Here is a 23,712-nt window from a genome sequence, read left to right as displayed (position 1 = left end):
AAAAGACCAGTTTTGATGCCTACAATGAAGCTTCTGTGTTGGTTCAAGCTGTCCGCCGTTTCTACGATCGAAACGGACGTTATCCTGAGCGGGTTCTTGCCGACAAGATCTATCGAAATCGAGAAAACAGGTCTTACTGCAAAATACGAGGCATTCGCCTAGCCGGACCATCACTTGGTCGTCCAAAGAAAGACCAAACCAGAGACAAAGAAATCGAATATCGCGATAATGCAGATCGTGTAGAAGTTGAGCGCGGCTTCAGTTTACTGAAGCGTTGTTTCGGTATGGAAAATATCCGCACCAAACTCCGCGAAACTACCTTGACTACGATTGCCTTATCCGTCATTGCGATGAATGTAGATAACATTAATCGCAATCGCTTGCGCTCTTTTTTTGGACAACCGAAAAATCGGAAAAAAAGCTGTTTAGTTCTATTGAACTTTTCTCCATTTCAAATTAGCCCAATTGTTCAGTAGGCATTATGTATGTAGTAATAATTTTGAACTTAATATTCGAATAAATGATAGAATAGAAATATAGAATGGGACAGAAAGGAGAATTGATGTGAATAAGAAGAACTTATCGGAACAAGACATATGCTTACGATACATAACGCCTGCTCTTGAAGAAGCAGGATGGGACAAAATGAAACAAATTAGGACAGAATACACCTTTACAGACGGAACGGTTATCGTTCGGGGAAACGTGACGACACGTGGAGAAAGAAAGCGTGCGAACTACTTTTTATCTTACAAACCCAACATTCCTCTTGCTATTGTTGAAGCGAAAGATAATAAACATCGTTTAGGAGATGGTATGCAGCAAGCGATGGACTATGCGGAAAGGCTGGACATTCCATTCGCCTACAGTTCGAATGGAGATGGATTCATCGAACACGACTTCACAACTGGGATGGAAACCGAGATTCGCTTGGACGAATTTCCGTCACCAGAACGTCTTTGGCAACGTTATAAAAAGTATAAAGGGATAGACACTCCTGAAAAAGAACAAATCGTTTCAGAACCGTTCTACTATATGACGGGGTACAATGCTCCACGTTACTACCAACGGGTAGCTGTTAACCGTGTCGTGGAAGCTGTTGCTCAAGGGAGGAACCGGATGTTGTTGCTGATGGCCACCGGAACTGGAAAAACCTATACCGCATTTCAGACTATCTGGAGGTTGTGGCAAAGTGGGAAAGTGAAACGGGTGCTGTATTTGGCAGACAGGAATATCCTTATTGACCAAACCATGATTAATGACTTCCGACCATTTGAAGGAGCCATTACCAAAGTACAGAATCGTCATTTAGATAGTTCTTATGAAATTTACATGGCACTGTACCAACAGTTGGTTGGAGAAAATGGTGATAGAATCTTTGAAGAGTTCCAACCAGACTTCTTTGATTTAATTATTATTGATGAAGCACATAGAGGGTCAGCAAAAGAAGACAGTCAATGGAGACAAATTCTGGACTACTTCCAATCCGCGATTCAAATCGGGATGACGGCTACCCCAAAAGAAACAAAAGAAGTAAGTAACATCGATTATTTTGGTGAACCTATTTATACTTATAGTTTGAAACAAGGAATACGAGATGGCTTCTTGGCTCCTTACAAGGTTCTTCGAGTAGGAATGAATGTTGACCTGGAGGGTTATCGTCCTACAAAAGGAATGACTGATATAAACGGTGAAATCGTAGAGGACAGAGAATACAATACGAAAGACTTTGACCGGAGCTTAGTGATTGATGAACGGACGAAGGAAGTCGCCAAACGAATTACGGAATTTTTGAAGACAAATGACCGATTTATGAAAACCATCATTTTCTGCGTAGATATTGACCATGCAAACCGGATGCGATTAGCCTTGATTCAGCAAAATGCGGACATTGTGAAAGAACACCCCAATTACATTATGAAAATAACTGGAGACGATAAGGAAGGGAAAGCCCAACTGTCTAACTTTATTGCTGTGAATTCTCCCTTTCCCACAATTGCCGTGACGAGCGAATTGCTCTCAACAGGTGTGGATGCCAAGATGTGTAAACTCATTGTGGTAGATAAGGAAATTCAGTCCCAAATCATGTTCAAACAAATATTAGGACGTGGAACGCGTATTCGGGAAGAAGATGGGAAAATGTATTTCACCTTCATGGATTTCCGAAATGTTTCCCGTATGTTTGCTGACCCCGAGTTTGACGGAGACCCAGTACAAATTAAAATTGTTGATGCAGGTGAAATTATCCCCCCAGACTCAGAAGATGAGACCAGTGAGGGTGAAGACACTGGAGTAGTTTACGGGCTGGGAGGTGCAGATATTCCGAATGGCGAAGAAGATGAACTCGAAGAACATCAACAAAAGTACCACATCAATGGTGTACTGGTTACAATTTTGAATGAACGAGTTCAGTATGTGGATGTAAACGGGAAACTCATTACAGAATCAATTCGTGATTATTCAAAGAAACACATTCTGGAGCATTACGAAACAATGGATACTTTTATCAAGCGATGGAATTCAGAAAATAAAAAACAAGCCATCATCGAAGAATTAAAAGAAGAAGGCGTGTTGTTGGATGCGTTGCAGGATGAAGTTGGAGTAGACCTTGACCCGTTTGACCTTATTTTACACATTGCTTATGATAAGAAACCATTGACTCGTTCTGAACGTGCGAATAATGTCAAAAAACAAGGGTATCTTTATCAGTATTCTGAAGTAGCCCAAAAGGTTCTTCAAGCATTGCTGGATAAGTATACAGATGCAGAAATCGTAGATTTTAATGATACTAAAATTTTGGAGCTGCAACCCTTCACTGAAATAGGGACGCCCATAAAATTAGTAAGAGCTTTTGGAAATAAGAAGAAATTTATGGCAGCAGTAAAAGATTTAGAAAAAATGTTGTATGCTTGATTGAATACTCATCAAAAAATAGGTATAATATTCATGAAATGACATGGATATTATACTTATTTTTGAATGAGGAGAAGTGATATGGATACACGATTAGCTTTACTGATAGATTATGTGCAAGTGAAAGGCTTTCCCAAAAGTACTGCACCGTTGTTGCATGAATTATTGAAGGTGACGAGCAGAGACGGAAAAATTGTGGTAAATGCTGCATTGAAGCGTGAAATCAGTGGAAAGATTCAGATTACCGTTGGAAGTATCGATAACCTGATATCTAAAATGAGTGAAGAGAGATTATTGCTTCGAATTGACAGAGGGATGTATGAACCGGTTAGCGAGCTCAAAAGCCTGTTTCAAGAATCAGATGTTTTGGAGATGACTATCATCTATTCTGATGATGAGAAGCAGATAACGATACAAGGAGGAAAAGGGAAATGGGTTTAGGGAATTTTATCAAGAGTATCCAAAATATCATGAGGAAGGACAAAGGTGTAGGAACCAACGATGTATTAATATTAGAACAATTGGTTTGGCTCTTGTTCCTGTATATATACGATTATAAAGAAGAAGAATGGGAACTCCACGAAGATAACTTCCAATCCATTATTCCAGAAGAGCTACGGTGGCGAAATTGGGCAGTTGACGAGAAAGATGGCAATGTTCTAACAGGCGATGCACTCTTATCTTTTATCGATTTACAACTATTGCCAACATTGAAAACACTTGAAATTGATGAAACAATCGAGAAGAGAAAAGCCATTGTGAAGAGTATCTTTGAAGACTCGAATAACTACATGAAAAACGGGACCTACTTGCGTCAATTGGTGAATCTCATCAATCAAATGAACTTTGATGAAATAGAGGAACGTCATGCCTTTAATGACATATATGAGGAACTTTTACGTGGCTTGCAAACTGCTGGGAACAATGGACAATATTTTACCCCACGGGCACTAACTGAGTTTACTGCAGAGATGATAGATATTAAAATCGGTGATACAGTTGCGGATTATGCCGCTGGAACCGGTGGTTTCTTAACCAGTGCCTATAAAATTTTAGAAAAACAAGCGAAGACAGTGGAAGACTATAAAATCATTAACGAAAGTATTTTCGGAGCAGAAAAATTCCATCTTCCTTTTTTGTTGGGCGTGACAAATTTAATGTTGCACGGAATTAATACTCCTAACCTGGAACATAAAAACTCGTTTTCTGAAAACGTACTGGAGTATAGAGAACAGGATAAAGTTTCTGTTATCTTGATGAATCCGCCGTTTGGCTCTAAATCAGAGGATAGCAGTATCCAAATGAATTTCCCAAAAGAATTCCAAACCTCAGAAACGGCTGACTTGTTCATGGCTTTAATAATGTATCGTTTAAAGAAGGACGGACGTTGTGGAGTGATTTTGCCAGATGGATTCATGTATGGGGACGGCGTGAAGCAAAGATTGAAAGAAAAGTTATTCAATGAATATAACCTGCACACAATTGTACGATTGCCAGGCTCCGTTTTTGCACCATATACAACCATTGCAACAAATATCCTGTTTTTTGAAAATAATCAAACAGGAACAAAAGAAACTTGGTACTATGAATTGCCGTTGCCAGATAGTTACAAAGCTTTTTCAAAAACAAAACCTTTACTTTCCAATCATTTCGATACCGTAAGAACATGGTGGGACAATAGGGAAGAGTCAGAGTATAGTTGGAAAGTAAGTAAAGAAGATATTATCAAAAGAAATTATGATTTAGACATGAAGAATCCAAATAAGCCCATAGAAAAAATATATAACCCAGGGGAATTGTTAGAAAAATATGATGAAGTAAATAAAAAAATATCAAAACTTCAAGATGCGCTACTTGAAGAGTTAGGAAAATTCTTATAGGAGGTGAATAATTTGAATATTTACCAAGAACATTTTAAAACAATATTTAGCACGAAAAAAAATATCCGAGCTTTAAAAAATGAGGTACTGAATTTAGCAATTCAGGGAAAGTTAGTAGAACAACGCACTGAGGATAAACCAGCCAGTGAATTAATTGAAATGATTCAACTTGAAAAGGAACAATTAATAAGGGATAAAAAAATAAAAAAAGAAACGTTATCCCGTAATATAGTAAGAAAAGAAATGCCATTTATAATTCCAAAAAAATGGGAATGGGTAAGGTTAGGCGATGTTGCGGTAATAAAAGGCGGAAAAAGAATCCCCAAAGGGTATCATTATTTTGAAGAGAAGACAGAACACGTGTACTTGCGTGTAACAGACATGAAAAAAGGAACTATCGATTTAAAAGGATTGAAATACATTGACGATGAAGTCTTTGAAAAAATAAAGAATTACACTATAAGTAAAGAAGAACTTTATATTACCGTTGCTGGAACTATTGGTGATATAGGGACAATACCAGAGGAAGTCCACAACATGAGCCTAACCGAAAATGCAAATAAAATCATGCCTATCAAAATTAATAAATTTTTCCTAAAATATTTCTTAGAATCTGGATTTGTGCAAAATCAGATGAAAGAAAAAACAACTCAGATGGCGCAACCAAAACTTTCTATTAGGAACATACAGGACATCATTTTCCCTATTGCATCTTTAGAAGAACAAGAAAAAATTGTGTGCAAAATTGATACATTGATGTCTGAAATCGACCAACTCGAATTATTACTTGATAAAAAAAATAGTTTGGAAAAAGCTATTCCGAAAGCCGTTGTTTCCGCAATAGCTAAATGTAAAGATGAAGATGAGCTAAGAACTAATCTGGTAAGGGTTATTAACCATTTTTCTGAAATTTATCACACCCCTGATTCCTTGCAAGAATTGCGTGATGTGATTATCCAGTTGGGAATACAAGGGAAATTACTCACTCAAGCCCCCGATGATGAGCCAGCAATTCATTTCTTATCACATATCCAAAAAGAGAAAGAACAATTGTTTAAAAAAAAGCAAAACAAAAATGAAAAAAGGTTGTCTGAACTTGAAGAAGTTGAAATACCTTGGATAATTCCAGATAAATGGGAATGGGAAATGCTTGGAAATGTTTTAACCTTGGTCTCTGGTAGAGACCTTAAACCGGCAGAATACAACAATCAGGAAAAAGGGGTTCCTTATCTTACTGGAGCAAGTAACTTTAGCAAGGGTAATTTGATTATCAATAGATGGACGGAAAAACCAAAAGTAATATCTCAAGCTGGAGATTTATTGATAACTGTAAAGGGTACTATTGGGGATATGGCTTTTCAAGATATAAAAGAAGCACATATTGCTCGGCAAATTATGGCTTTGAGAAATGATTATTATGTAGATATGAATTATGTGCATTACTTTTTACAATCATATGTACACCTTTTACAAGAAAATGCAAAAAGTATCATTCCAGGTATTTCTCGGGATGACTTATTAAAAGCGCCCATTCCTATTCCACCTATAGAGGAACAGCCTCGCATTGTAGCAAAAATCAACTCGTTAATGGTATTGATAGACCAGCTGGAAATTGAAATGGGGAAAAAAGAAGTATTGGTTGAAAATATGGCAACCATACAAGGAGCTGCAAAGGAATTACAAAGTGTTTGAATGATTAGTTTGTTTGATTGATATCTAAAACATCAATCAACTCTATTGTATCAACGTATTAAGTTGAACAGAATTTCTAATAACTGCAATGAAAGTAGTAATGAGGCTATATTAAAAAATCGGGAAGAAGTCATTTTAACTTTTTTAAATGTCAAAAAAAAAGAAATTATGGATAAGTTCTAACCTTTTAATGGTAAAGAAATAGAAGTAAGTTAAAAGATGCCATCATTAAAAAGAAAGGGAATGACTGAGATAACGTCCAATGCTGCTCACTTAATAATAGGACTGAGTGATATATTGTTAGGTCCGTTTCATTTATTTCGGTTATTCCAATGACTCATCTCCGTTCTATTAAGTATGATAATAATATTCATTATCAATAACAATATTATGTCTCTTTATGAGCTCAATATGATATAATAATAAAGCCACCTCTTGAAAAATGGTTCTTAACCGCAACCGGCTAAAGTGAGAGTGGCGGTTATTTTTTTGTGTTGGCAGCTGACCTTTTAAGGTTGGCTGCTTTTTATTTATTTTTGTTTTTTGGGGAGATAATTTTTGGAGAAACAGGTGGAATTTTCAAAAAATTGATATCTCTTTATCCTTTCTGGATTATAATAAGAAGAATAGCAGAAATCATCAAGGACCAAACACCTTCGCTATCAAATAGAAAGACGTTGCTGAAATAATTGCTCATTTAATAGTTATGAGAAAAATAAAAAAGGAGATTCCATTATGAATATGAAGCTTGTCATTGGATTAGTAATATTTGCTGCAATATTTTTGATATGGAAATTTTTTTTCAAAAAGAAAGAGGATAATCTTTCTGCGTACGTGACAGCATCAGGCGCAACTTTGATTTTTCAATCTTTTCCGGATTGGTCGGATACTTTATTTCAAACTTTGGTTAATAAAAATTATAGTAACGGAACAAATTATACCTCTCTAATTATTGGTATTTGTCTATTGCTTTTGGGAATTTACTTACAGTTTGAATTTAGAAAGAAAATTTACATATTAAATTTCTTTGGAAATGACAAGAAAAGAATTAGAGATAAAAAAGTACTGAAGAAATTAAAATATTCTGATTTGATTGTTAGAGAGCGAGAATTGGATGTTGTAAGAATACTCGGTACAGGAAATAATATGAATGAGCAAAAGGCAAAATATATTTGTGAGGAAATAAAAGAGAAGACTGAGACTTTTATTTATGAGAGTAGTGAATCCAAACGAGGTTTTACTGGAATGGCCTCTATTCCTCTGATTTGTCTGGCAGGAACTTATTTTGCGAGTAACGAAGTCGATGTTTATTTTGAATATGACCGATATAATAAAGTATATAACAAGTTGGAGAGTCGTAAATTTTCCAGACCTTTATATCCCAAAATAAATGTTAACAAGTCATACGCATCGAAATCTGAATTTGAAGAAGTTATTATTACGGTTTCGACAACGGCTGAAATAAACAAAAAAGATTTGGTTCAATTTGGGAAAATACCTGTCGTTGAAATTAAAGTAAATTCTGCAAAAGATAATACAATCAGCACATACAATCAACTTATGAAATATGCACTTGAAATATCGGAGGAAATTGAAAGAGTGAAACAACAAAATGGAGTTAATACAATTCATCTTGTAATGGCAACTCAAAGTTGTTTGGTATTGGAAATTGGGAGACACATTGCAATGAATAGGAATAGAATCCCAACAGTAATTGTGTATCATTACAATGCAGCGAATAAAATACGCTATCCATTCGGCATAATTGTAACAGAGCAAAATAAGGGAAAGCTCATTATGTCTAAAGAAAGGAGCTTTTAATGTACGATTTAAATAAAGAATTCAATACTTTTTACGATGAGCATGTCATCTTGGAACATGAGGCGATTAAGAGTCTGCATACCAAGAAAAACCTAAATATCGAGCGTTTGGAAAACGGGTTAGCTGAGTATAATGAAGAGAAAGGGACTAAATACAAGTTGGCAGAGCATATCGTGCAAGGAAGTGTAGCTATGTCAACTGTGACGCAGAACGAAAAAAATGAATATGATATTGATGTTGCTATAGTGTTTGATTCAGATAATCTTCCAGATGGGGACACAAGAGCTACCAAAAATATGGTATTAAATGCGTTAGAAAAGAAAACTTATTTATTCAAGCAAGCACCAGAATTTAAAACAAATTGCATTCGAGTTGTTTATTCAGAAGGGTATCACATAGATTTTGCGGTGTATAGAAGAACGAAAACTTTTAATGATGACTACTCTTATGAGCATGCAGGCAGTCAGTGGAGAAAAAGAAACCCAAAAGTTATTACCAATTGGTTCGCCGAGCAAGATGACGATAAGGATAATAATCTACGGAAGATAACCCGACTTATAAAGATGTTTAGCACATCTCGGAAACATTGGAATATGCCTGGAGGATTAATACTTTCAGTTTTATGCAACGAACAATATTCCAACAGCGAACGGTTAGATGAAATGTTTTACAAAACTATTGTAAACATACGTGACCGTTTGCAGAACTACACAGCTGTATATAACCCAACTGATATTGCTCAATCGTTGTTGTTAATAAAAGAAGATGACTCGAAGATGAGAAATCTAATGACCCGATTGAGTGACTACATATCCAAGCTGGATGTGCTTTTTGAAAGTGATTGTAGTCGTGATGAAGCTCTTTCAGTTTGGAGCGATTTTTTTAATCATGATTTTTGGAAAGAACAGTTAACAGAAGGAACTTCAGCAAGAGTGCTTACTGAAGATTATTCAGCCCCTGATGAAGCATATATTCAGAATGTTTTTCAGGTATCAAACGATAAGTTTGTCCGAATTGACTGCGAAGTCACGGATAATCTTCATAGAACAAAATCTTTAAGAGCGATGTTGGCAAACAATGAAACTATAGATGTAGGTAGTTCATTGAGATATTTTCTTACAGCAACAAAAGTAAGCACGCCTTATGATGTTTGGTGGAAGGTTAAAAACAGAGGGGAAGAAGCCAAGCGTAAAAATTGCTTACGGGGAGAGATAGCACCTGATGAAGATGGAGCAAAAGGAGTTAGAAAAGAAACCGCATCATTTATAGGAAATCATTATGTAGAATGCTATCTAATTAAAAACGGTGTTTGTGTTGCAACTTCAAGAATAGACGTTCCAATTAGATAAAGACCATTTAGTGTTCTTGGAATTGCACCTAAGAGAAATTTCCTTAATCGTTAACTTAACTTTTACAATAAAATAAGATGTTTATGTACAAAAAACACTTATATTTCTCATTAATTTGGTGATTTATAAGTGTTTTTTTATTTATTTATATTTATGCATGATATATTGACTATTGTCGATTTTTATACGTTTAGTTTGTATAATTTATTAAAAAGTAGTATATTTTATCGGTTGGGACTCTTGTTGAAATTGAGGCAGATGTTGCTACGAGATAGACGATATTTGGAGGTAATATAATTGACGGAAAATATATTTGAAAGACAAAAAAGAAAGAAGCATTTAGAGATTTTTTCTGCCATAAAATTAAAAAATAAAAGTATTGAAGATTATGAAGTGATTTTTGATTATACTTTAAATGTGCCACCTAAAATAATTTCTGTTGTCGCTAAAGATATAATAGACGACTGGTCGTGTAGTGATATACTCTTTTATATTGAATCAGATATTAGAGATGAAAGAATCTTATACTATAGACAAGCTTATATGAATGGAATGTCTTATACAGAGAGGAATTGGTTTATGTTTTATCATGCTACTTTTCCAATAAATGATGAATTATACGATATAACTCTTAACGCATTAGCAAACAAAGTACCTTTTGAAGTTGTCAGACGATTTTTGGTTGACCCAATATATGACCTTTATTATGAAAAGAATAATCAATTATTAAAAATATTTATGAGAAGAGAATTTACAATAGCTGAATCTTTGTATTTAACTTATATTTCCATAAAGTATAATGAAAAAATCAAAAATGAATGTGAGATATTAATTAAGAAGAAGTATGATATAAATATAATTGAGGAAGAAATTAAAGGAAAATATCCACGAGAAAATTATTGAAATTACTTTAGTTTCATTAAGTGAGGTCAGTAATAAACCTTAAATTATAAAACATGGTCGAAATTATTTCTTTAATTTTAAATTATAGTTGATAAAAATATTTATCGGAGTTTATAAACCTATATAACTCAAGATGGTCATAATTGCAGGCCAATAAAAATAGCAGAACATCTTCATTTATCTTAATGAAGATGTTCTGCTAATAATATAAATGTTTTTCTCAGCGTGGTCAAAATTCCTTAAAGTATTTATTTTGTATTATTCAGTCACAAATAAAAGTAAGAAGCGTTTGGTTATATTGTGACTGAACTCGTGACTGAAAGAATCCAATCATGTACCGCTTCATCCAATTCGTATTTGATAAAAAGCATTGATATATGCTTTTTACAAGTACATACAATCCTATACAACTCAGAAGACCAAAAACCAGGTCTTAAGAAAGCTCGTAAAGCTTCTCAATTCTCAAAACGTTAAGATCACAATTTGTATTATCAAAAGAGAATTGCTTATATGCAGTTCTCTTTTTTTTGTGCGTGAAAATTGGCGGTCTCAATTTGCTGCAGCCGTAAGAACGCAGTGATGTACGGATGTAGTATAAGGCGAATGGAAAGAGCGTTGCTCAAAATGTTAATATATCTTTATATATCAACATTTCAAGGCGCTTTCCAATTTTTGGAGAGTGTCTTTTTTTAGTGCGCCCGGCATGGGTGATAAATTAGCAACTGCTTTTTTTAAAACAAAATATAACTGTAATGATTGAAAATGAAAGAATCAACTCTCAGTATTAATACTGAGAGCTGATTCTTTTTTTAGACTAGAGAAATTTTTTGTTTGCTAATCATTAAAGCATTTTTTCTTTATTGAATATATAAGAAGCCAACAAATCGTATATATCACAATACCAATGATAATTTTCACAAAATTGTTATCAGTTGAAAAGGCATGACTGCTGAAAAATATTGAGACTAAAATAATAAATTTCAGTAAGCTCTCTTCCCAGGAAGTCTTTAAGTATTTTTTATTATTCATCAGTTTATCCCACACATATCAAAGTTTTATAATCTATATTGTATCTCTGAACTATATTTTTTTAATTAGAACAAATATTTATCATTAATTAGGACTATAATAAACTGTTTTTTGACCTAAAAGTTTTGTTCTGCTGCTATTTGAAAATTGTTTTATAATGACTCTTTCACCCTTTATAGTTGGAACAGGAGTAGAGTAGTCAAAAATTCTATACACCTCTTCAGAATTATAAACATATGTAAGGGTCATAGAATAAGCTAATGCTGCAACATCGATTAAATAAGCTGATATCTTAGCATATACGTTAGGAATATAGTCAATGACGCGCGAAATTGCTAATGCGATTGCACCAATAGATAATCCTTTGACGTAAGTACTTGTTTTAAAGGTTTTTAAGTATTCCCAGTTACTATTCATAAAAGGAGTAATATGATTATCGATTGATAATTCTTCGGTATTTTGTACAACTTCTTCCAATTCAATATTCTGAGTAAATTCTTCCCCATAAAAAGATCCTTCTTAGTAAAGAGAACACCACTTTACAAAAAAATTAGTCACTAGGTTTCTGTCTAACCCACCGGTTAAAAGCAGCTAAAAGTGGGAATGAATTTATCCTATCTTCGAGCGGAAGGACGAAGTTGTAGAAAAATAGTTCCTTAAGCTATGGATTGTGAATCCCTTTTGGTATAATGGGTTCATAACAAACAACTCCCTTTTTTGTTGGTTTTTTTGTCAAATCAATCATACAAAAAAGTCAGGGTTGTTTGTATTTTTATGTCCTCCATTACTTAAAAAGTTGTAAAGTGGTGTAATTAGCTACTTAAACGATAAAAATATGTTATAGGTTAAGAAAAAAGCTATTTATAACTTTCAACACACTATTTTATATAAAATCATGTATTGAGAATTTTATTAGTTTAAGGTTCTTTTTTTGTTTCAAAAGGGGAAACCCTAATAGAATCAGGAATACTCTCGTACATTACCCTACTCATATGATAGGATTCCAAATAAGTAATAATGAGAAGAACATACACCAGTATCAGATAGGTATGTTCTTCTCATAGTGAGACCATGCTGTCCATATTGTCACAGTCTTTTCCTTCTTATCAATTGTAAACACAACTCTATGCTGTCCATTGATTCTCATTGAATGGATTTTCTTGTGTTTTGGCTGAAGAACTTCATTTCTCCTGACCTGCTCAAAAGGATTCTTTCTTAGTATTTCAACTATTTCATCATAGTCACCTTTTAGACCAGCTTTTTCTAATAATGGAATGTGCTTCTTTTTGACTTCTTTATATTGTCTTATTTTCCAATCTGTCATTAAATTTCCTCGAAGTCGTCTTCAGTTGAATTTTCCATTGCATCTAACACATAACTCAATGTGCCAGTTCTTTCCAAGTACAATTCTTCTTGCATTTTATCATATTCTCTTTTAGAGAGTAAGACTACACCATCATTTGAACCATTCTTCGCATTTAAAGTGATTTCTAAAGTTGCGTTTTCAGTTGATATCTTGTTTAAAGTGTTGAACATGTCTTTTCTGAAGTTTGTTGGTGTGATTATATCCATCTTTTCTCAACTCCTTTTTCTCTATATGTACATTATAGTGTACATATAGAGAAAAATCAACTAATACTCTTAAATAAGTATCGACTTTGATACTATTAGTATAGTCGGTTAATAGGTATCAAATAGTGTTCTAATACTTACTCTCCCAATGGTTGCAGCTACTTTATAGAGTGAGAAATGAATACTTATTATTACTCTTGTTAGATACTTGGGGTAAGACTCGGTGCACTGTATGCTTTCTAGAGAGTATCATCAATCAGCCGCTGCTTTTTTTGAAATATTGTATTCTAAACTAGAACAGCCAAAAAATCAAACTAATTGCTAGAATAACTTGGAAGCAGCCAATCAGTAAGCCATATAACATGGTACGAGGCCCTTCTTTCAAGATATCAGAGAACTTGACCTGAAGACCAATTGCAGCTAAAGCGGTAATCTCAAATTGATTACTGATGACTTCGGAACTATGGATCATAAAGGAAGGTAAGGGTAGAAAACTTCTAAGCAAGAACAAAATGAAAAATCCTGCAATAAACCAGGGAATAGTCATTAGGCTTGCATTTTTTTCCAAATCAGCAGATATTGGATCAACTGCTGATTTAGAAAATAGCGGTTCTTCCTCTTTAGTGTTTAATTTACTGAAAGATAAGGCTACTCCGATGATAAGGAGGACTCTCATAAGTTTGAATACTATAGACAGATTAGTAACGTCCATACTTACCAATTTAGCTGAAGCAACGACTTGCCCTATGGATTGGACCGTTCCTCCAATCAAGGCTGATGTTTGAACGACTTCGTTGTGGTACAGAACAGAAGCGAGAATAGGCAGTAAGACCATCAATATGGTTCCTGTTACATTAACTATAGTGATGGACATGGCTTTATCTTTCTTGTCGGCATCAATCACCGGAGAGACAGTTCCAATAGCAGAAGAACCGCAGACTGCATTACCGGCACCCATCAGTAAAGACATTTTTTTATTGAACTTCATAGTTCGACCGACCCAATAAGCGAATAAAATCGTCAAAACCATTTGAAAAATAACGTAAATAAATCCAGTAAAACCAACTTGCTTGATGATTTGAAAATCTAAAATCATTCCATTTAACACGATCGACCATTCTAAGAGAGATTTTTCAGAAAACTTAGTTCCTCTTTTAAAATAAGGCTTGTTTAAAAAAGTATTTCCTAACAAAATTCCTAAAAAAATTGCGATCAGTGCTGCTCCTAGATTTGGCAGAAGGGCAGATAAATACTGGCTGATTAATGATATCAAAACACTGATTAGTAGCCCGGGCAAGATAGGATAGCTTTTTTTGAATTTTGCGAGCATGTTAAACCTCCTCCAAATATTTATGGTATTATGATATACCGAAGATTGTATAAAATAAAATAATCATTTATTATATAATTATAAGAAATTGTTATTGAGGAGTGGCATTAGATGTTAGATTACCGGTACCAAACATTCCTTACTTTGACAGAAGAAATGAATTACACGACCACAGCTAAAAGATTGCACATTACCCAGCCGGCTGTCACCCAGCATATTCAGTCTTTGCAACAGGAGTTAGGGGTTGAACTGATTCATTATGAAAAGAGACAATTATCATTAACCGCTAAAGGAAAACAGCTGCAAAAGGATCTTTATTTGCTCCAAAGAGAGATCGTTAAGGTGCAAGAGCAACTAACTTCTACTGTAGAGCACACTACCCTTTCATTTGGGGCTTCCTTGACGATTGGGGAATACATGATGCCTGGACTAATTGAGTCGTATTTGAACCAATATCCAGCGCACGATATCTCGATGGTAACGGACAATACCCAACATTTGATCGAATTGATGGAACATGGGAAAATTGATTTTGCGGTCGTAGAAGGAGAATTCAATCAGTCTGTATTTGAATTCCAGAAAATCGCTGAAGAACCGTTTATCGCTGTCTGTTCAGAAAAAAGTTCTTTATGGAAACAAGAACAGAGCATTAACGACTTATTTACTACACCTCTTCTAGTCCGTGAAGAAGGATCGGGATCACGCCTGATTTTCGAAACAGCTATAAAAAGCAAAGGGATCCACTTAGACAGCTTTTCGAAAGTTATGATGATTGGGAGCATTGGTGCAACTAAAAAATTAGTCGAAAAAAATTTAGGGATCAGTTTTATTTATCAGATGGCTGTTGAAGAGGAACTCAATAAAGGAATATTGAAAAAGATACCTTTAAGCGATTTTAATGTAATTCATTCATTTCATTTCATTTATCTAAAAAGAATTCAAGTGAGAGGGATGGAGACGATGAAGAACTTTTTAAAAGTCGCGGAATCAAACTAGACAGGCCTAATGTACAAGGCATGTTAAGTTTAACCGCTTTTTTGATTCTAAGCAGCAGAGTTGAAAAAATTCAGGTCTCAACAACTCTATGATCAAAGAGCATGAAATTAATCCAATAGGAATTGGGAGTGATGTAGATGTCAAAGGCTATATACATTATTCCTTTAATTCTGATTTAGGAAGCAAACACTTGTGAAAGAACTAGATTTGTATAAAAATGGCTTTCCAGAATCGCGGTAATTAAATTAATTGCTATAATTAAGCTTAGATATCTAAAGAATCCACCGTTTTTCTTCATTTCTTTGGTATAATGATTAAGATGATTTTTTATGAGAAGAGTAAGGTAAATAGAGTCAACTCGTAAAAGAAAAAGTATGCCGAAAAGAATACATAGGCTTACAGCAGAAAAGCCTGTGTATTTCTTTTTGTGTATTGCAGTAAATAGTTACACGGGGTGGTTTGTTGTAAGAGAGTAAGGAAAAGTATTTGTTATTAAGAAAATTATTTAGTTAAAAAAAGAAAAGAGGACATAGAATTGAACGAAAAAATATACGATAAGAACAGCATCAAAAAAATCAAAGGGTTAATGATTGGTCTTTTAGTCATTATCTTATTGGTAGGTGGATTTTTAGTGTTTTTTGAAAAAATCGAAAATGGTTATGTAGGGGTTCGTTATTCAATGAACGGCGGAGTGAGAGATCAAACGCTAAGCCAAGGGGTTAAATTTGTCGGATTGGATAAAGTAACTCAGTATCCTATTCGCTTACAGACGGTTAAAGCAGAGAAGTTGAATTTGGCTACGGAAGATGGAAAAGCTACCCATGTATCGATTACATATGCTTACAAAGTCGATTCGAAAAAAGTTTCCGATGTGTTTAAAGAATTTGGGAGCATCAGCGTAGAAGATATTGAAGCTAACTGGTTGAAGGCACAATTGCTGAAATCATCGCGTAGTGTCGTTGCTAGATATAGCTTGTTGGATGTAACGGGATCAAAATCAACAGAAGTTCAGCAATCGATTTTAGAAGATTTCACTAAAGCAGTTGAACCTAAAGGATTCTTGGTAGAAGACGTTGCTTTTGGAGTTCCAGATGTTGATGCGGAAACGCAAAAATCCATTGATGAGATCATCAAAGCGGGTCAAGAAAAAGAAAAAGCTCTCTTGGAAGCCGATACAGCCAAAACAAAAGCAGACAGTTTAGCTTACCAAAAAGTAAAAGCAGCAGAAGCAGAGGCGGAAGCCAATAAAAAATTATCTGAATCCATTTCTGAAGAATTGATCAAGTTAAAAGAAGTAGAAGCACGTTTAGAACATGGTTGGGTTGAAGTACAAACGGGTCAGGCAATTGTTGATACTAACGAGTAGGTGATAAAAATGATTTTCTTCTTAGGTAAACTTATTTTTGCAGCGATAGTGGTCATTTTAATAGGAAACTTATTGTCTTTGCTGTTTAAAAAAGATCCTAAACAGGAAGATGATGATTTGAATTTTTAAGGACTTGTTGCAAAAAGGGAAAAGGGATTCTTGTTTCACAACACAAGCTCTCTTTTTTTCCTTTCTTTTTTCTGCCACAGCTTTTATTACTTTATATTTCTTATCTTCATTCATCGTTAGTATTATCCTTTTCATGATTTTATTTTATCATTTTGGGACATTTTATGCTTCGACCTACTTAGGACATTATCACGTTCGAACGATAAATTCTAAAATAATAAAAATGTTTAGCTTGCCATCGATTTTCTTTTCAAGTATACTGAATTAACAAAATTAAATAGTTATTTAATCCGGAGAGCCTTTTAAAGGAGGCTGAGAGTGCTAGAAGCAGATTCGTGAACCTGATCAACTTTATTGTTGCGTAGGAAGATTATAATTTTTACTATACTCTTTTTCTGGATTATTAACTGGAAAAGGAGTTTTTATTTTGTCAAAAAAAGAATATGTCTCATACGGCAGTTGCGCAGTAGGTGTTCCTGGTTCAAAAGAAGGAATTGCGGGAATTAGATTCAACTTAGCCCCGATGTCTGATAACTTTGTCGACATTATCCTCTCTTCACTTGAAAATGTAGACACTTCTATGGTGTGGAGTGAAACTGATCCCACTTCAACGGTTTACCGTGGTAGAGAATCGGCTGTATTTGACGGCGTTCGAGCGGTATTTTCTCAAGCATATCATGATGATGTACATATGAGTCTTCATATGACTATCTCGAAAGGTTGCCCGGGAGATCACGATGCAGACTACACACTTGATTATGATGATAGACGTATCAATGACCGCAACAGCCGCAAAAGATCCTTCCCAGTTGTTGGTAAATTTTCGCTGTATCCAATGGGCACTGATAACTATATGTCACTTATTGAAGAAGTGGTTAACAATGGGATTGACCGAGGTGTTTATGCTGGAAGTGGCCATTACACGACTTACTTAAAAGGTGAAGTACATGATGTCTTTGATTATTTAGAATATGTCGCAGAAAGAACAGGCAAAGATGTTAGCCATTATATTATAGAAGCCTCTTTACTCTGTAACTTACCTGAGGGGGAATCATTATGAATAAAGAGCCATTGAAATTAAGAGACTTTATTTTTATGGGATTAATCTCTGTCGCATTTGGAATTGTTTATTTAATTGCATTGTATTTAGGAGCTGCTCTAACAACTGCTCTCACTCCAGCAGGTATTGGTATTTTAGGATATGAACCTTTTTACGGGATATGGTTTATGGCACCTGTTGTTGCTCTTTACGTTCTTAGACGGCCAAGCGTGGGTATTATTACTGAAATATTTGCTGCTGTTATAGAAGTTGTTTTGGGAAATGTTTTTGGTCCCATTGTTATAGTCAGTGCCTTTATTCAAGGTTTAGGTGTTGAATTGCCTTATATGTTTACGAAATACCGTCGCTATAATATGAGAAATTCAATGGTAGGTGCCGTTTTGGCTACCATTTTCAGTTTTATCTGGACTGCATTCAGAAACGATTATGCTTCACTTGAAATTTCTATCGTTATCGCTATCTTTGTTATTCGTTTAGTAAGTTCACTTATTTTTACTGGGTTTATTGCGCATAAAATTTGTATTGCTTTGGACAATACGGGGCTATTGAAATCTTATGGTGTCAGTCATGAAAAAGGGAAATAATCATGGACTTGTTGTTGAGCAATTAGAATTCAATCTAGAAGATAGCGTACACTTTTTGGATATAAGTTTTTCAATCAATCCTGGAGAAATTGTGCTTCTAGCGGGTGCAAGCGGATCAGGAAAAAGTACACTAGCAGGTGTTCTAACAGGATATTATCCTGAAAGTGGCGGCACATTAAAATCCGGCACAATTTCTGTTTCTGGACAAGACCTATTATCTATGGACAATCAGGAATCTATGAGGTATATATCTGCATCATTTCAGAATGCCCGACTAGCATTTGCTATGGAAAATCTCTATCAAGAATTAATTTTTTGCTTAGAGAACAAAGGTTTTGATCCTTCATTAATGGATGAAATGGTTAAAGAACACGCAAAGAAAACAGGTGTTACCGAATTGCTTGAACGTTCTTTTGATGCCATGTCTGGTGGAGAATTACAGCGATCAAACTTTTCATGTTTGGAAATCATTGATCCACTCGTCTATATATTAGATGAACCATTTTCTAACTTGGATGATCAAAAAGCAAACGAACTTCAAGAAACAATTTTAGAACTAAAAAAACAAAATAAAATCATTCTAGTCATCGATCACCGTCTTGATAGGTGGCAATTCGTTGACCGAATGATGGTATTAAGTCGAGTGGGGCAACTTCTAGAGACAAATATCTCACTTAATCCACTTTCTACTAACGATCAACTCCTACTTGAACAAGAAGGGTTATTATCAGAACTAGAAAAACCTCTGCAACGAGCAGAAGTATCAAATAACTTGGAGCCTATTTTTCAAATCGAAAATATAACGATTAAACTAGGAGAATATAAAACAAAGTGGCTGAAAAAAATGTGGCATCCTTACCGCATTTTAGTAAAAAACTGCAACATGAAGATTTATCCAGGAGAATTAATTGCATTACAAGGAAAAAGTGGATCCGGTAAATCAACTATTTTTCAGACGATTCTGGGGGAATATCCTTTTGACGGGACTATGCATATGAAAGATTTAAAGTTTGATTCTAAGAATAGGAAAGATTGGCTTTCTCAAATTGGAGTTGTTTTTCAAGATCCTTCTCTTCAATTTTTAACAACTTCATGTTTTGACGAATTGAATATTGGAGTGCAAGCTGTTTATCCTGAAAAGACTGAAGAAGAAACTACAAAATTAATCACTAATCTCTTGAAGCGACATAACTTAGAAGATCAAGCTTCTACTTCACCATGGCTTTTAAGTCAGGGTCAACAACGCCGATTAGCAGTACTTTGTATGTTAATTAAAGGACAGAGACTGCTACTAGTTGATGAACCAACCTACGGTCAAGATAAACAAAATGCACTCGAAATTATGAATAATTTAAATGAACTCAGGCAAAATGGAACGTCCATCATCTTCACCAGTCACGATCATGACTTAGTAAAGCACTATGCTGACCGTGGTTATTTACTAGAAAACCAAGAGTTAATTGAGGTGTCCTATGATTGATTGCATTAACCCATTTATAAAACTAATCACTGTTTTAGTCACCAGTTTACTCTTAATGTTCTCACCAGACTGGCGCCTCAATACTTTTATAATTGTGATTGTTCTCTTACTTCTATTTACTAGTAAAAGAGTTCAATTAAGGCAAGCATTAAAAATCATTCTTCCAGCTCTTTTCTTATCATTTGCTTTCTTCATTACAGGATGGCAGTTTAGTCATACTGGCGGTACTGACATTAGTCTATCCGCGCAGTCAACACGTTTTGTTGTGGAAGATGCTACATTTTTAAATGGGCTACGATTAGGGACACGTATCTTTTCTTTCGCAGTACTTGGTTTATTAACAGCATTGACTATCTATCCAAATGAGTTAATTGCTAGTATGGTTCAGCAAGGAAAGTTATCGAACAGTCTATCTTATGGTGTTTTGGCATCTGTTTATCTAATCCCTTCAATGAGGGAAAATTATTCACAAGCAAAACTAGCTTATCAAGTTAGACAAATTAAATTGAGGAAATTTGATTATAGACCCATGATTGGACTCCTCATTCGGTCTATACGTTGGTCTGATGCATTAGCAATGGCAATGCATGCAAAAGGTTTTTCTGAAGAACGGACCCATTACATTCAAACTAAAGTGAAGTGGTATGATGTTGTTTTTCTCATTACGCTTCCACTCATGACGTTAATCGGGTTGGTATACCTCAGACTCCTATAATTTAATTAAACCTGAATAATTCATAGTTTCTCAAAAATGAGTCAAAAACCTTGTTATAACAGTTTATTTTTTTTGGTTCTATAATAAATACGGTTGATGGATAATTTTTCCACCAACCGTATTTTTTCGTATGTAATGAAAAAAGAACGTATCTCCGATATAATTTAATCGCCAAACCAAATTAAAGGAGATACGTCCATATGCAACAGTTTATCGCAAATACACTGCAATTAAAAGACAAAAATATTTATTTTGATGGAGAAACCGTTGAAGAAAAGATGTATAAAGATCGACGCTCGTTGTTTTATCATGCTCAGTTATCCTATATCCCAGAAAGATATCCTGGATGTGGGACTAAAAACGAGCACTATTCTATTGTAAAAAATGGCACTAGAACATCGCGTCTAACGTTAATGCATGTGTCTGGCCTACCGGCCTACTTAATGTTAAAGAAACAACGTTTCTTCTGTAAAAAATGCCTCTCTGCTTATACTGCTCAAACAGCTATTGTCGATCAAGACTGCTTTGTCTCTACTCGTGTCAAGCAACACATCGCCGATCAAGCAACGAAAATAAAATCTGTGAAAATGATTGCTGAAGAACATTCGGTATCTTGGAATACGGTGCATCGCGTCATCACTCAAACGGCTGAAAAACTAAAAATTCGACCGGTTTCTTCTTTGCCGGATCACCTCAATTTTGATGAATTTAAAAGTGTCAACTCGGTTAAATTTTCGATGAGTTTTATTTATTGTGATGCGCTGACCCATAGGGTTGTAGATGTTGTAGCGAATAGACAAAAAGGTGAGTTATTGCGTTATTTCCAACGGTTCTCATTACCTGTCCGAAAAAAGGTAAAGACGGTAACAATTGATATGTACGAACCTTACATCCAATTAATTCCTGCTCTCTTTCCCAATGCAGCGACTATTTTTGATCGCTTTCTTATCGTTCAGGCTTTAAACAGAAAGCTAAATAAATGCAGAGTAACCCCCATGAATGAATACCGCTATAAAGACGGCCGTCTTTATAATAAATATAAAAGATACTGGAAACTGCCTTTAAAATCTGAAACCCTGTTAACTTCTTCCAAGTATGCTAAGTTTAAACTTTTCGATTACTTAACCAATACGCAATCTATTGTGGATTACTTAATGTCGTTAAATGAAACTTTAAAAGAAACATATACTGTCGTTCAAAATTTGCGTTACGCTTTAACAAATAATCAGAGGGAACTCTTTACATATGTTCTCAACCAAGCAAAAATCAAACCCATTTCAAGAGGATTGCAACGGGTACTCAGAACGTTGAGAAAATACCTCAGACTTGTCCAGAATACGTTTCAATACCCCCATTTAACAAATGGTCCTATTGAAGGAATCAATAATAAAATTAAAGACCTAAAACGAACGGCGTTCGGTTACCGAAATTACACAACTTCCGTAATCGGATTTTATTAATGACGCGCTTATATTTACCGGAGAAAGAAAAACAGACTAAGCAAGTTGCCTAGTCTGTGTAAAATTTTCTCATCAACCCTATTTGACGAAGAACCACTAAAGCAGTTGAGCCTAAAGGATTCTTAGTAGAAGACGTGGTTTTTGGAGTTTCGGATGTTGATGCGGAAATACAAAAATCAATTGATGAGATCATCAAAGCGGGTCAAGAAAAAGAAAAAGCTCTCTTAGAAGCTGATACAGCCAAAACAAAAGCTGCAGAAGCCGAGGCGGAAGCCAATAAAAAATTATCAGAATCCATTTCTGAAGAATTGATCAAATTAAAAGAAGTAGAAGCTCGCTTGGAACATGGCTGGGTTGAAGTACAAACTGGTCAAGCCATTGTAGATACTAACGAGTAGGTGATAACATGGTTTTCTTCTTAGCGAAGTTTATTTTTGCAGCGATAGTGGTCCTTTTGATAGGCAGTTTAGTATCGTTGCTGTTTAAAAAAGAACCTAAACAGGAAGATGATGATTTAGATTTCTAACGGGACTGGTTATCAAATAATTTCATTAACTTAAGAAACCAGCACCCATGCGTCTGATTAATCGCATGGGCGCTGGTTTAACGTTATTTAATTTTAGACTTAAGGATAAGAAAATGAAGGACGACTCCGATATTAGCAGACAAATAAATCATCTGATCGCTAAAAGAGATGTCGCTGAAGAAAAAGAAAAGCAGCACCGCTACAATGTACAACAGTTGGCTGGCAAACACTTTAGATCGAGCGACACGATTCCCTTTATCATCTTCACTTTTGATGCGGGATAAAAACCAAAATGGAATCAAAGACAAACAAGGCACTACTATCATGAGCAAGTTAAAAAGGTTAGAGTAGTCTATTTGATTTAGAGATAAAGCGTCCATCAAAGTACTTTGGATGGTAAACAATATGAGAGCAAGGAAACCAGCTATCGCTGGCATTTTCGTTTTTGCTCTCGTTTGTCGGATAAAAATCATAGCTAAAACAAAGAGAAGTAAATAGATACTGTTCTCATCATTTAAAGAGAGAAAAACAGTGAGACCCAATAAGGCGAGAACATCAAAAAGTGTCAGACTTTTGCCTGTGATGCCATTTACTGCTCTCATGTGAAGCACCAGCCACAAGGCATTAAGGAAGCCGATGCTTTCAAAATCAACTAGCATCGAAAGAGACAAAACAGCCGCTAAGTAGGCGGAATAGTCATGTGCCGGATCCAATTCTCTAGAGAATACCCAGGTCAAAAAGAATCCTCCGCCTAGTGAGATTCCTAAGGAGAACTCCCCAAACATTAGCCACCCTGCCGCAACTACTACCAATGCAGCGAGTACGATTATGAGATTAGGTTTATAACGCAAATCGATTTTTCTGCCTAATGTAAACATAACAACACTCCGTATAGTGAGAAAATGTA

At 35.0% G+C, this 23,712-nt stretch carries 22 protein-coding genes, 1 pseudogene and 1 riboswitch; of the genes and pseudogenes, 16 read left to right on the top strand and 7 right to left on the bottom strand.

Features of this window, described 5'->3' with window-relative positions:
• The 8 genes from ACEN36_RS10715 to ACEN36_RS10680 form a co-directional block, all read left to right on the top strand.
• The coding region (locus ACEN36_RS10715; protein WP_407126570.1) for a transposase at nucleotides 1–476 on the top strand (476 nt) is incomplete at its 5' end.
• 88 nt (nucleotides 477–564) lie between these two features.
• Nucleotides 565–2,913: an EcoAI/FtnUII family type I restriction enzme subunit R gene (gene hsdR, locus ACEN36_RS10710; RefSeq protein ID WP_407126569.1), complete on the top strand. Its 2,349-nt coding sequence runs from the start codon at nucleotides 565–567 to the stop codon at nucleotides 2,911–2,913.
• An 81-nt stretch (nucleotides 2,914–2,994) separates the two neighbouring features.
• The gene (locus ACEN36_RS10705) at nucleotides 2,995–3,354 is read left to right on the top strand and encodes a hypothetical protein (RefSeq protein ID WP_407095963.1); all 360 of its coding nucleotides are present in this window, start codon (nucleotides 2,995–2,997) and stop codon (nucleotides 3,352–3,354) included.
• Nucleotides 3,345–4,793, top strand: coding sequence for an N-6 DNA methylase (locus ACEN36_RS10700; RefSeq protein ID WP_407095962.1), 1,449 nt, complete (start codon nucleotides 3,345–3,347; stop codon nucleotides 4,791–4,793). Before ACEN36_RS10705 ends, ACEN36_RS10700 begins: the two co-directional genes overlap by 10 nt.
• A 12-nt stretch (nucleotides 4,794–4,805) precedes the next feature.
• Nucleotides 4,806–6,485: a restriction endonuclease subunit S gene (locus ACEN36_RS10695; RefSeq protein ID WP_407095961.1), complete on the top strand. Its 1,680-nt coding sequence runs from the start codon at nucleotides 4,806–4,808 to the stop codon at nucleotides 6,483–6,485.
• A 735-nt stretch (nucleotides 6,486–7,220) separates the two neighbouring features.
• Nucleotides 7,221–8,306, top strand: a complete 1,086-nt coding sequence (locus ACEN36_RS10690; protein ID WP_407095960.1) for an SAVED domain-containing protein — start codon at nucleotides 7,221–7,223, stop codon at nucleotides 8,304–8,306.
• On the top strand, nucleotides 8,306–9,655 hold the full coding sequence (locus ACEN36_RS10685; RefSeq protein ID WP_407095959.1) for a nucleotide-binding domain-containing protein: 1,350 nt from the start codon (nucleotides 8,306–8,308) through the stop codon (nucleotides 9,653–9,655). Before ACEN36_RS10690 ends, ACEN36_RS10685 begins: the two co-directional genes overlap by 1 nt.
• Nucleotides 9,656–9,952: 297 nt before the next feature.
• Complete coding sequence (locus ACEN36_RS10680; protein ID WP_407095958.1) at nucleotides 9,953–10,558, top strand: hypothetical protein; 606 nt, start codon at nucleotides 9,953–9,955, stop codon at nucleotides 10,556–10,558.
• A gap of 1,113 nt (nucleotides 10,559–11,671) precedes the next feature.
• Here ACEN36_RS10680 and ACEN36_RS10675 read toward each other — a convergent pair.
• The 4 genes from ACEN36_RS10675 to ACEN36_RS10660 all read right to left on the bottom strand — a co-directional run bounded on the left by ACEN36_RS10675 (nucleotide 11,672) and on the right by ACEN36_RS10660 (nucleotide 14,489).
• A complete protein-coding gene (locus ACEN36_RS10675; protein ID WP_207558087.1) occupies nucleotides 11,672–12,064 on the bottom strand; it encodes a hypothetical protein in 393 nt (130 codons plus the stop codon).
• A gap of 562 nt (nucleotides 12,065–12,626) precedes the next feature.
• Complete coding sequence (locus ACEN36_RS10670; protein ID WP_188205484.1) at nucleotides 12,627–12,911, bottom strand: type II toxin-antitoxin system YoeB family toxin; 285 nt, start codon at nucleotides 12,909–12,911, stop codon at nucleotides 12,627–12,629.
• The gene (locus ACEN36_RS10665; RefSeq protein WP_188205485.1) at nucleotides 12,911–13,159 is read right to left on the bottom strand and encodes a type II toxin-antitoxin system Phd/YefM family antitoxin; all 249 of its coding nucleotides are present in this window, start codon (nucleotides 13,157–13,159) and stop codon (nucleotides 12,911–12,913) included. The genes ACEN36_RS10670 and ACEN36_RS10665 overlap by 1 nt, the downstream gene beginning before the upstream one ends.
• Before the next feature lie 292 nt (nucleotides 13,160–13,451).
• A complete protein-coding gene (locus ACEN36_RS10660; RefSeq protein WP_407095957.1) occupies nucleotides 13,452–14,489 on the bottom strand; it encodes a YeiH family protein in 1,038 nt (345 codons plus the stop codon).
• A 111-nt stretch (nucleotides 14,490–14,600) separates the two neighbouring features.
• On the opposite strand from ACEN36_RS10660, the gene ACEN36_RS10655 reads away from it, so the two are divergent.
• Together ACEN36_RS10655 and ACEN36_RS10650 are read left to right on the top strand one after the other, a co-directional pair.
• Nucleotides 14,601–15,485, top strand: a complete 885-nt coding sequence (locus ACEN36_RS10655; protein ID WP_407095956.1) for a LysR substrate-binding domain-containing protein — start codon at nucleotides 14,601–14,603, stop codon at nucleotides 15,483–15,485.
• Between the two features lie 586 nt (nucleotides 15,486–16,071).
• Nucleotides 16,072–16,851, top strand: a complete 780-nt coding sequence (locus ACEN36_RS10650; protein WP_407096087.1) for an SPFH domain-containing protein — start codon at nucleotides 16,072–16,074, stop codon at nucleotides 16,849–16,851.
• Nucleotides 16,852–16,920: 69 nt separating this feature from the next.
• Here the strand turns inward: ACEN36_RS10650 and ACEN36_RS10645 are convergent, their stop codons facing one another.
• Nucleotides 16,921–17,094 (bottom strand): hypothetical protein, encoded by a 174-nt coding sequence (locus ACEN36_RS10645; RefSeq protein WP_407095955.1) that lies wholly within the window; start codon nucleotides 17,092–17,094, stop codon nucleotides 16,921–16,923.
• Nucleotides 17,095–17,261: 167 nt separating this feature from the next.
• A riboswitch (TPP riboswitch) is annotated at nucleotides 17,262–17,365 on the top strand.
• A complete protein-coding gene (locus ACEN36_RS10640; protein ID WP_407126572.1) occupies nucleotides 17,332–17,526 on the bottom strand; it encodes a hypothetical protein in 195 nt (64 codons plus the stop codon). It overlaps the preceding riboswitch by 34 nt.
• Here ACEN36_RS10640 and ACEN36_RS10635 point away from each other — a divergent pair.
• The 6 genes and pseudogenes from ACEN36_RS10635 to ACEN36_RS10610 all read left to right on the top strand — a co-directional run bounded on the left by ACEN36_RS10635 (nucleotide 17,504) and on the right by ACEN36_RS10610 (nucleotide 22,677).
• A complete protein-coding gene (locus ACEN36_RS10635; RefSeq protein ID WP_407126571.1) occupies nucleotides 17,504–18,040 on the top strand; it encodes a YkoF family thiamine/hydroxymethylpyrimidine-binding protein in 537 nt (178 codons plus the stop codon). The genes ACEN36_RS10640 and ACEN36_RS10635 overlap by 23 nt on opposite strands.
• Complete coding sequence (locus ACEN36_RS10630; RefSeq protein ID WP_188205490.1) at nucleotides 18,037–18,624, top strand: ECF transporter S component; 588 nt, start codon at nucleotides 18,037–18,039, stop codon at nucleotides 18,622–18,624. Before ACEN36_RS10635 ends, ACEN36_RS10630 begins: the two co-directional genes overlap by 4 nt.
• Nucleotides 18,608–20,104 carry an ABC transporter ATP-binding protein gene (locus ACEN36_RS10625; RefSeq protein WP_407095953.1) on the top strand — a complete coding sequence of 499 codons (1,497 nt, stop codon included), beginning with the start codon at nucleotides 18,608–18,610 and terminating at the stop codon, nucleotides 20,102–20,104. Before ACEN36_RS10630 ends, ACEN36_RS10625 begins: the two co-directional genes overlap by 17 nt.
• Nucleotides 20,097–20,819: an energy-coupling factor transporter transmembrane component T family protein gene (locus ACEN36_RS10620; RefSeq protein WP_407095952.1), complete on the top strand. Its 723-nt coding sequence runs from the start codon at nucleotides 20,097–20,099 to the stop codon at nucleotides 20,817–20,819. The genes ACEN36_RS10625 and ACEN36_RS10620 overlap by 8 nt, the downstream gene beginning before the upstream one ends.
• A gap of 200 nt (nucleotides 20,820–21,019) precedes the next feature.
• Nucleotides 21,020–22,332, top strand: a pseudogene (locus ACEN36_RS10615) (ISL3 family transposase).
• A gap of 81 nt (nucleotides 22,333–22,413) precedes the next feature.
• Nucleotides 22,414–22,677, top strand: a complete 264-nt coding sequence (locus ACEN36_RS10610) for a hypothetical protein (protein WP_188205278.1) — start codon at nucleotides 22,414–22,416, stop codon at nucleotides 22,675–22,677.
• Nucleotides 22,678–22,888: 211 nt separating this feature from the next.
• Here ACEN36_RS10610 and ACEN36_RS10605 read toward each other — a convergent pair whose 3' ends face one another.
• Nucleotides 22,889–23,683, bottom strand: coding sequence for a hypothetical protein (locus ACEN36_RS10605; RefSeq protein ID WP_407095951.1), 795 nt, complete (start codon nucleotides 23,681–23,683; stop codon nucleotides 22,889–22,891).
• Nucleotides 23,684–23,712: the final 29 nt, after the last annotated feature.

The sequence above is a fragment of the Desemzia sp. FAM 23989 genome (assembly GCF_045528345.1).
Lineage (GTDB): Bacteria > Bacillota > Bacilli > Lactobacillales > Carnobacteriaceae > Desemzia.
The sequence above is the reverse complement of the archived record's forward strand: the minus strand, read 5'-3'. Positions and strand labels throughout refer to the sequence as shown.

What these genes read in the sequence shown, in the direction of transcription:
- ACEN36_RS10665 (WP_188205485.1), bottom strand. Translation starts at nt 13,159, where the DNA reads ATGGATATAATCACACCAACAAACTTCAGAAAAGACATGTTCAACACT.
- ACEN36_RS10655 (WP_407095956.1), top strand. Translation starts at nt 14,601, where the DNA reads ATGTTAGATTACCGGTACCAAACATTCCTTACTTTGACAGAAGAAATG.
- ACEN36_RS10650 (WP_407096087.1), top strand. Translation starts at nt 16,072, where the DNA reads ATGATTGGTCTTTTAGTCATTATCTTATTGGTAGGTGGATTTTTAGTG.
- ACEN36_RS10705 (WP_407095963.1), top strand. Translation starts at nt 2,995, where the DNA reads ATGGATACACGATTAGCTTTACTGATAGATTATGTGCAAGTGAAAGGC.
- ACEN36_RS10630 (WP_188205490.1), top strand. Translation starts at nt 18,037, where the DNA reads ATGAATAAAGAGCCATTGAAATTAAGAGACTTTATTTTTATGGGATTA.
- ACEN36_RS10660 (WP_407095957.1), bottom strand. Translation starts at nt 14,489, where the DNA reads ATGCTCGCAAAATTCAAAAAAAGCTATCCTATCTTGCCCGGGCTACTA.
- ACEN36_RS10685 (WP_407095959.1), top strand. Translation starts at nt 8,306, where the DNA reads ATGTACGATTTAAATAAAGAATTCAATACTTTTTACGATGAGCATGTC.
- ACEN36_RS10645 (WP_407095955.1), bottom strand. Translation starts at nt 17,094, where the DNA reads ATGAATGAAGATAAGAAATATAAAGTAATAAAAGCTGTGGCAGAAAAA.
- ACEN36_RS10670 (WP_188205484.1), bottom strand. Translation starts at nt 12,911, where the DNA reads ATGACAGATTGGAAAATAAGACAATATAAAGAAGTCAAAAAGAAGCAC.
- ACEN36_RS10635 (WP_407126571.1), top strand. Translation starts at nt 17,504, where the DNA reads ATGTCTGATAACTTTGTCGACATTATCCTCTCTTCACTTGAAAATGTA.
- ACEN36_RS10640 (WP_407126572.1), bottom strand. Translation starts at nt 17,526, where the DNA reads ATGTCGACAAAGTTATCAGACATCGGGGCTAAGTTGAATCTAATTCCC.
- ACEN36_RS10625 (WP_407095953.1), top strand. Translation starts at nt 18,608, where the DNA reads ATGAAAAAGGGAAATAATCATGGACTTGTTGTTGAGCAATTAGAATTC.
- ACEN36_RS10700 (WP_407095962.1), top strand. Translation starts at nt 3,345, where the DNA reads ATGGGTTTAGGGAATTTTATCAAGAGTATCCAAAATATCATGAGGAAG.
- ACEN36_RS10620 (WP_407095952.1), top strand. Translation starts at nt 20,097, where the DNA reads ATGATTGATTGCATTAACCCATTTATAAAACTAATCACTGTTTTAGTC.
- ACEN36_RS10690 (WP_407095960.1), top strand. Translation starts at nt 7,221, where the DNA reads ATGAATATGAAGCTTGTCATTGGATTAGTAATATTTGCTGCAATATTT.
- ACEN36_RS10605 (WP_407095951.1), bottom strand. Translation starts at nt 23,683, where the DNA reads ATGTTTACATTAGGCAGAAAAATCGATTTGCGTTATAAACCTAATCTC.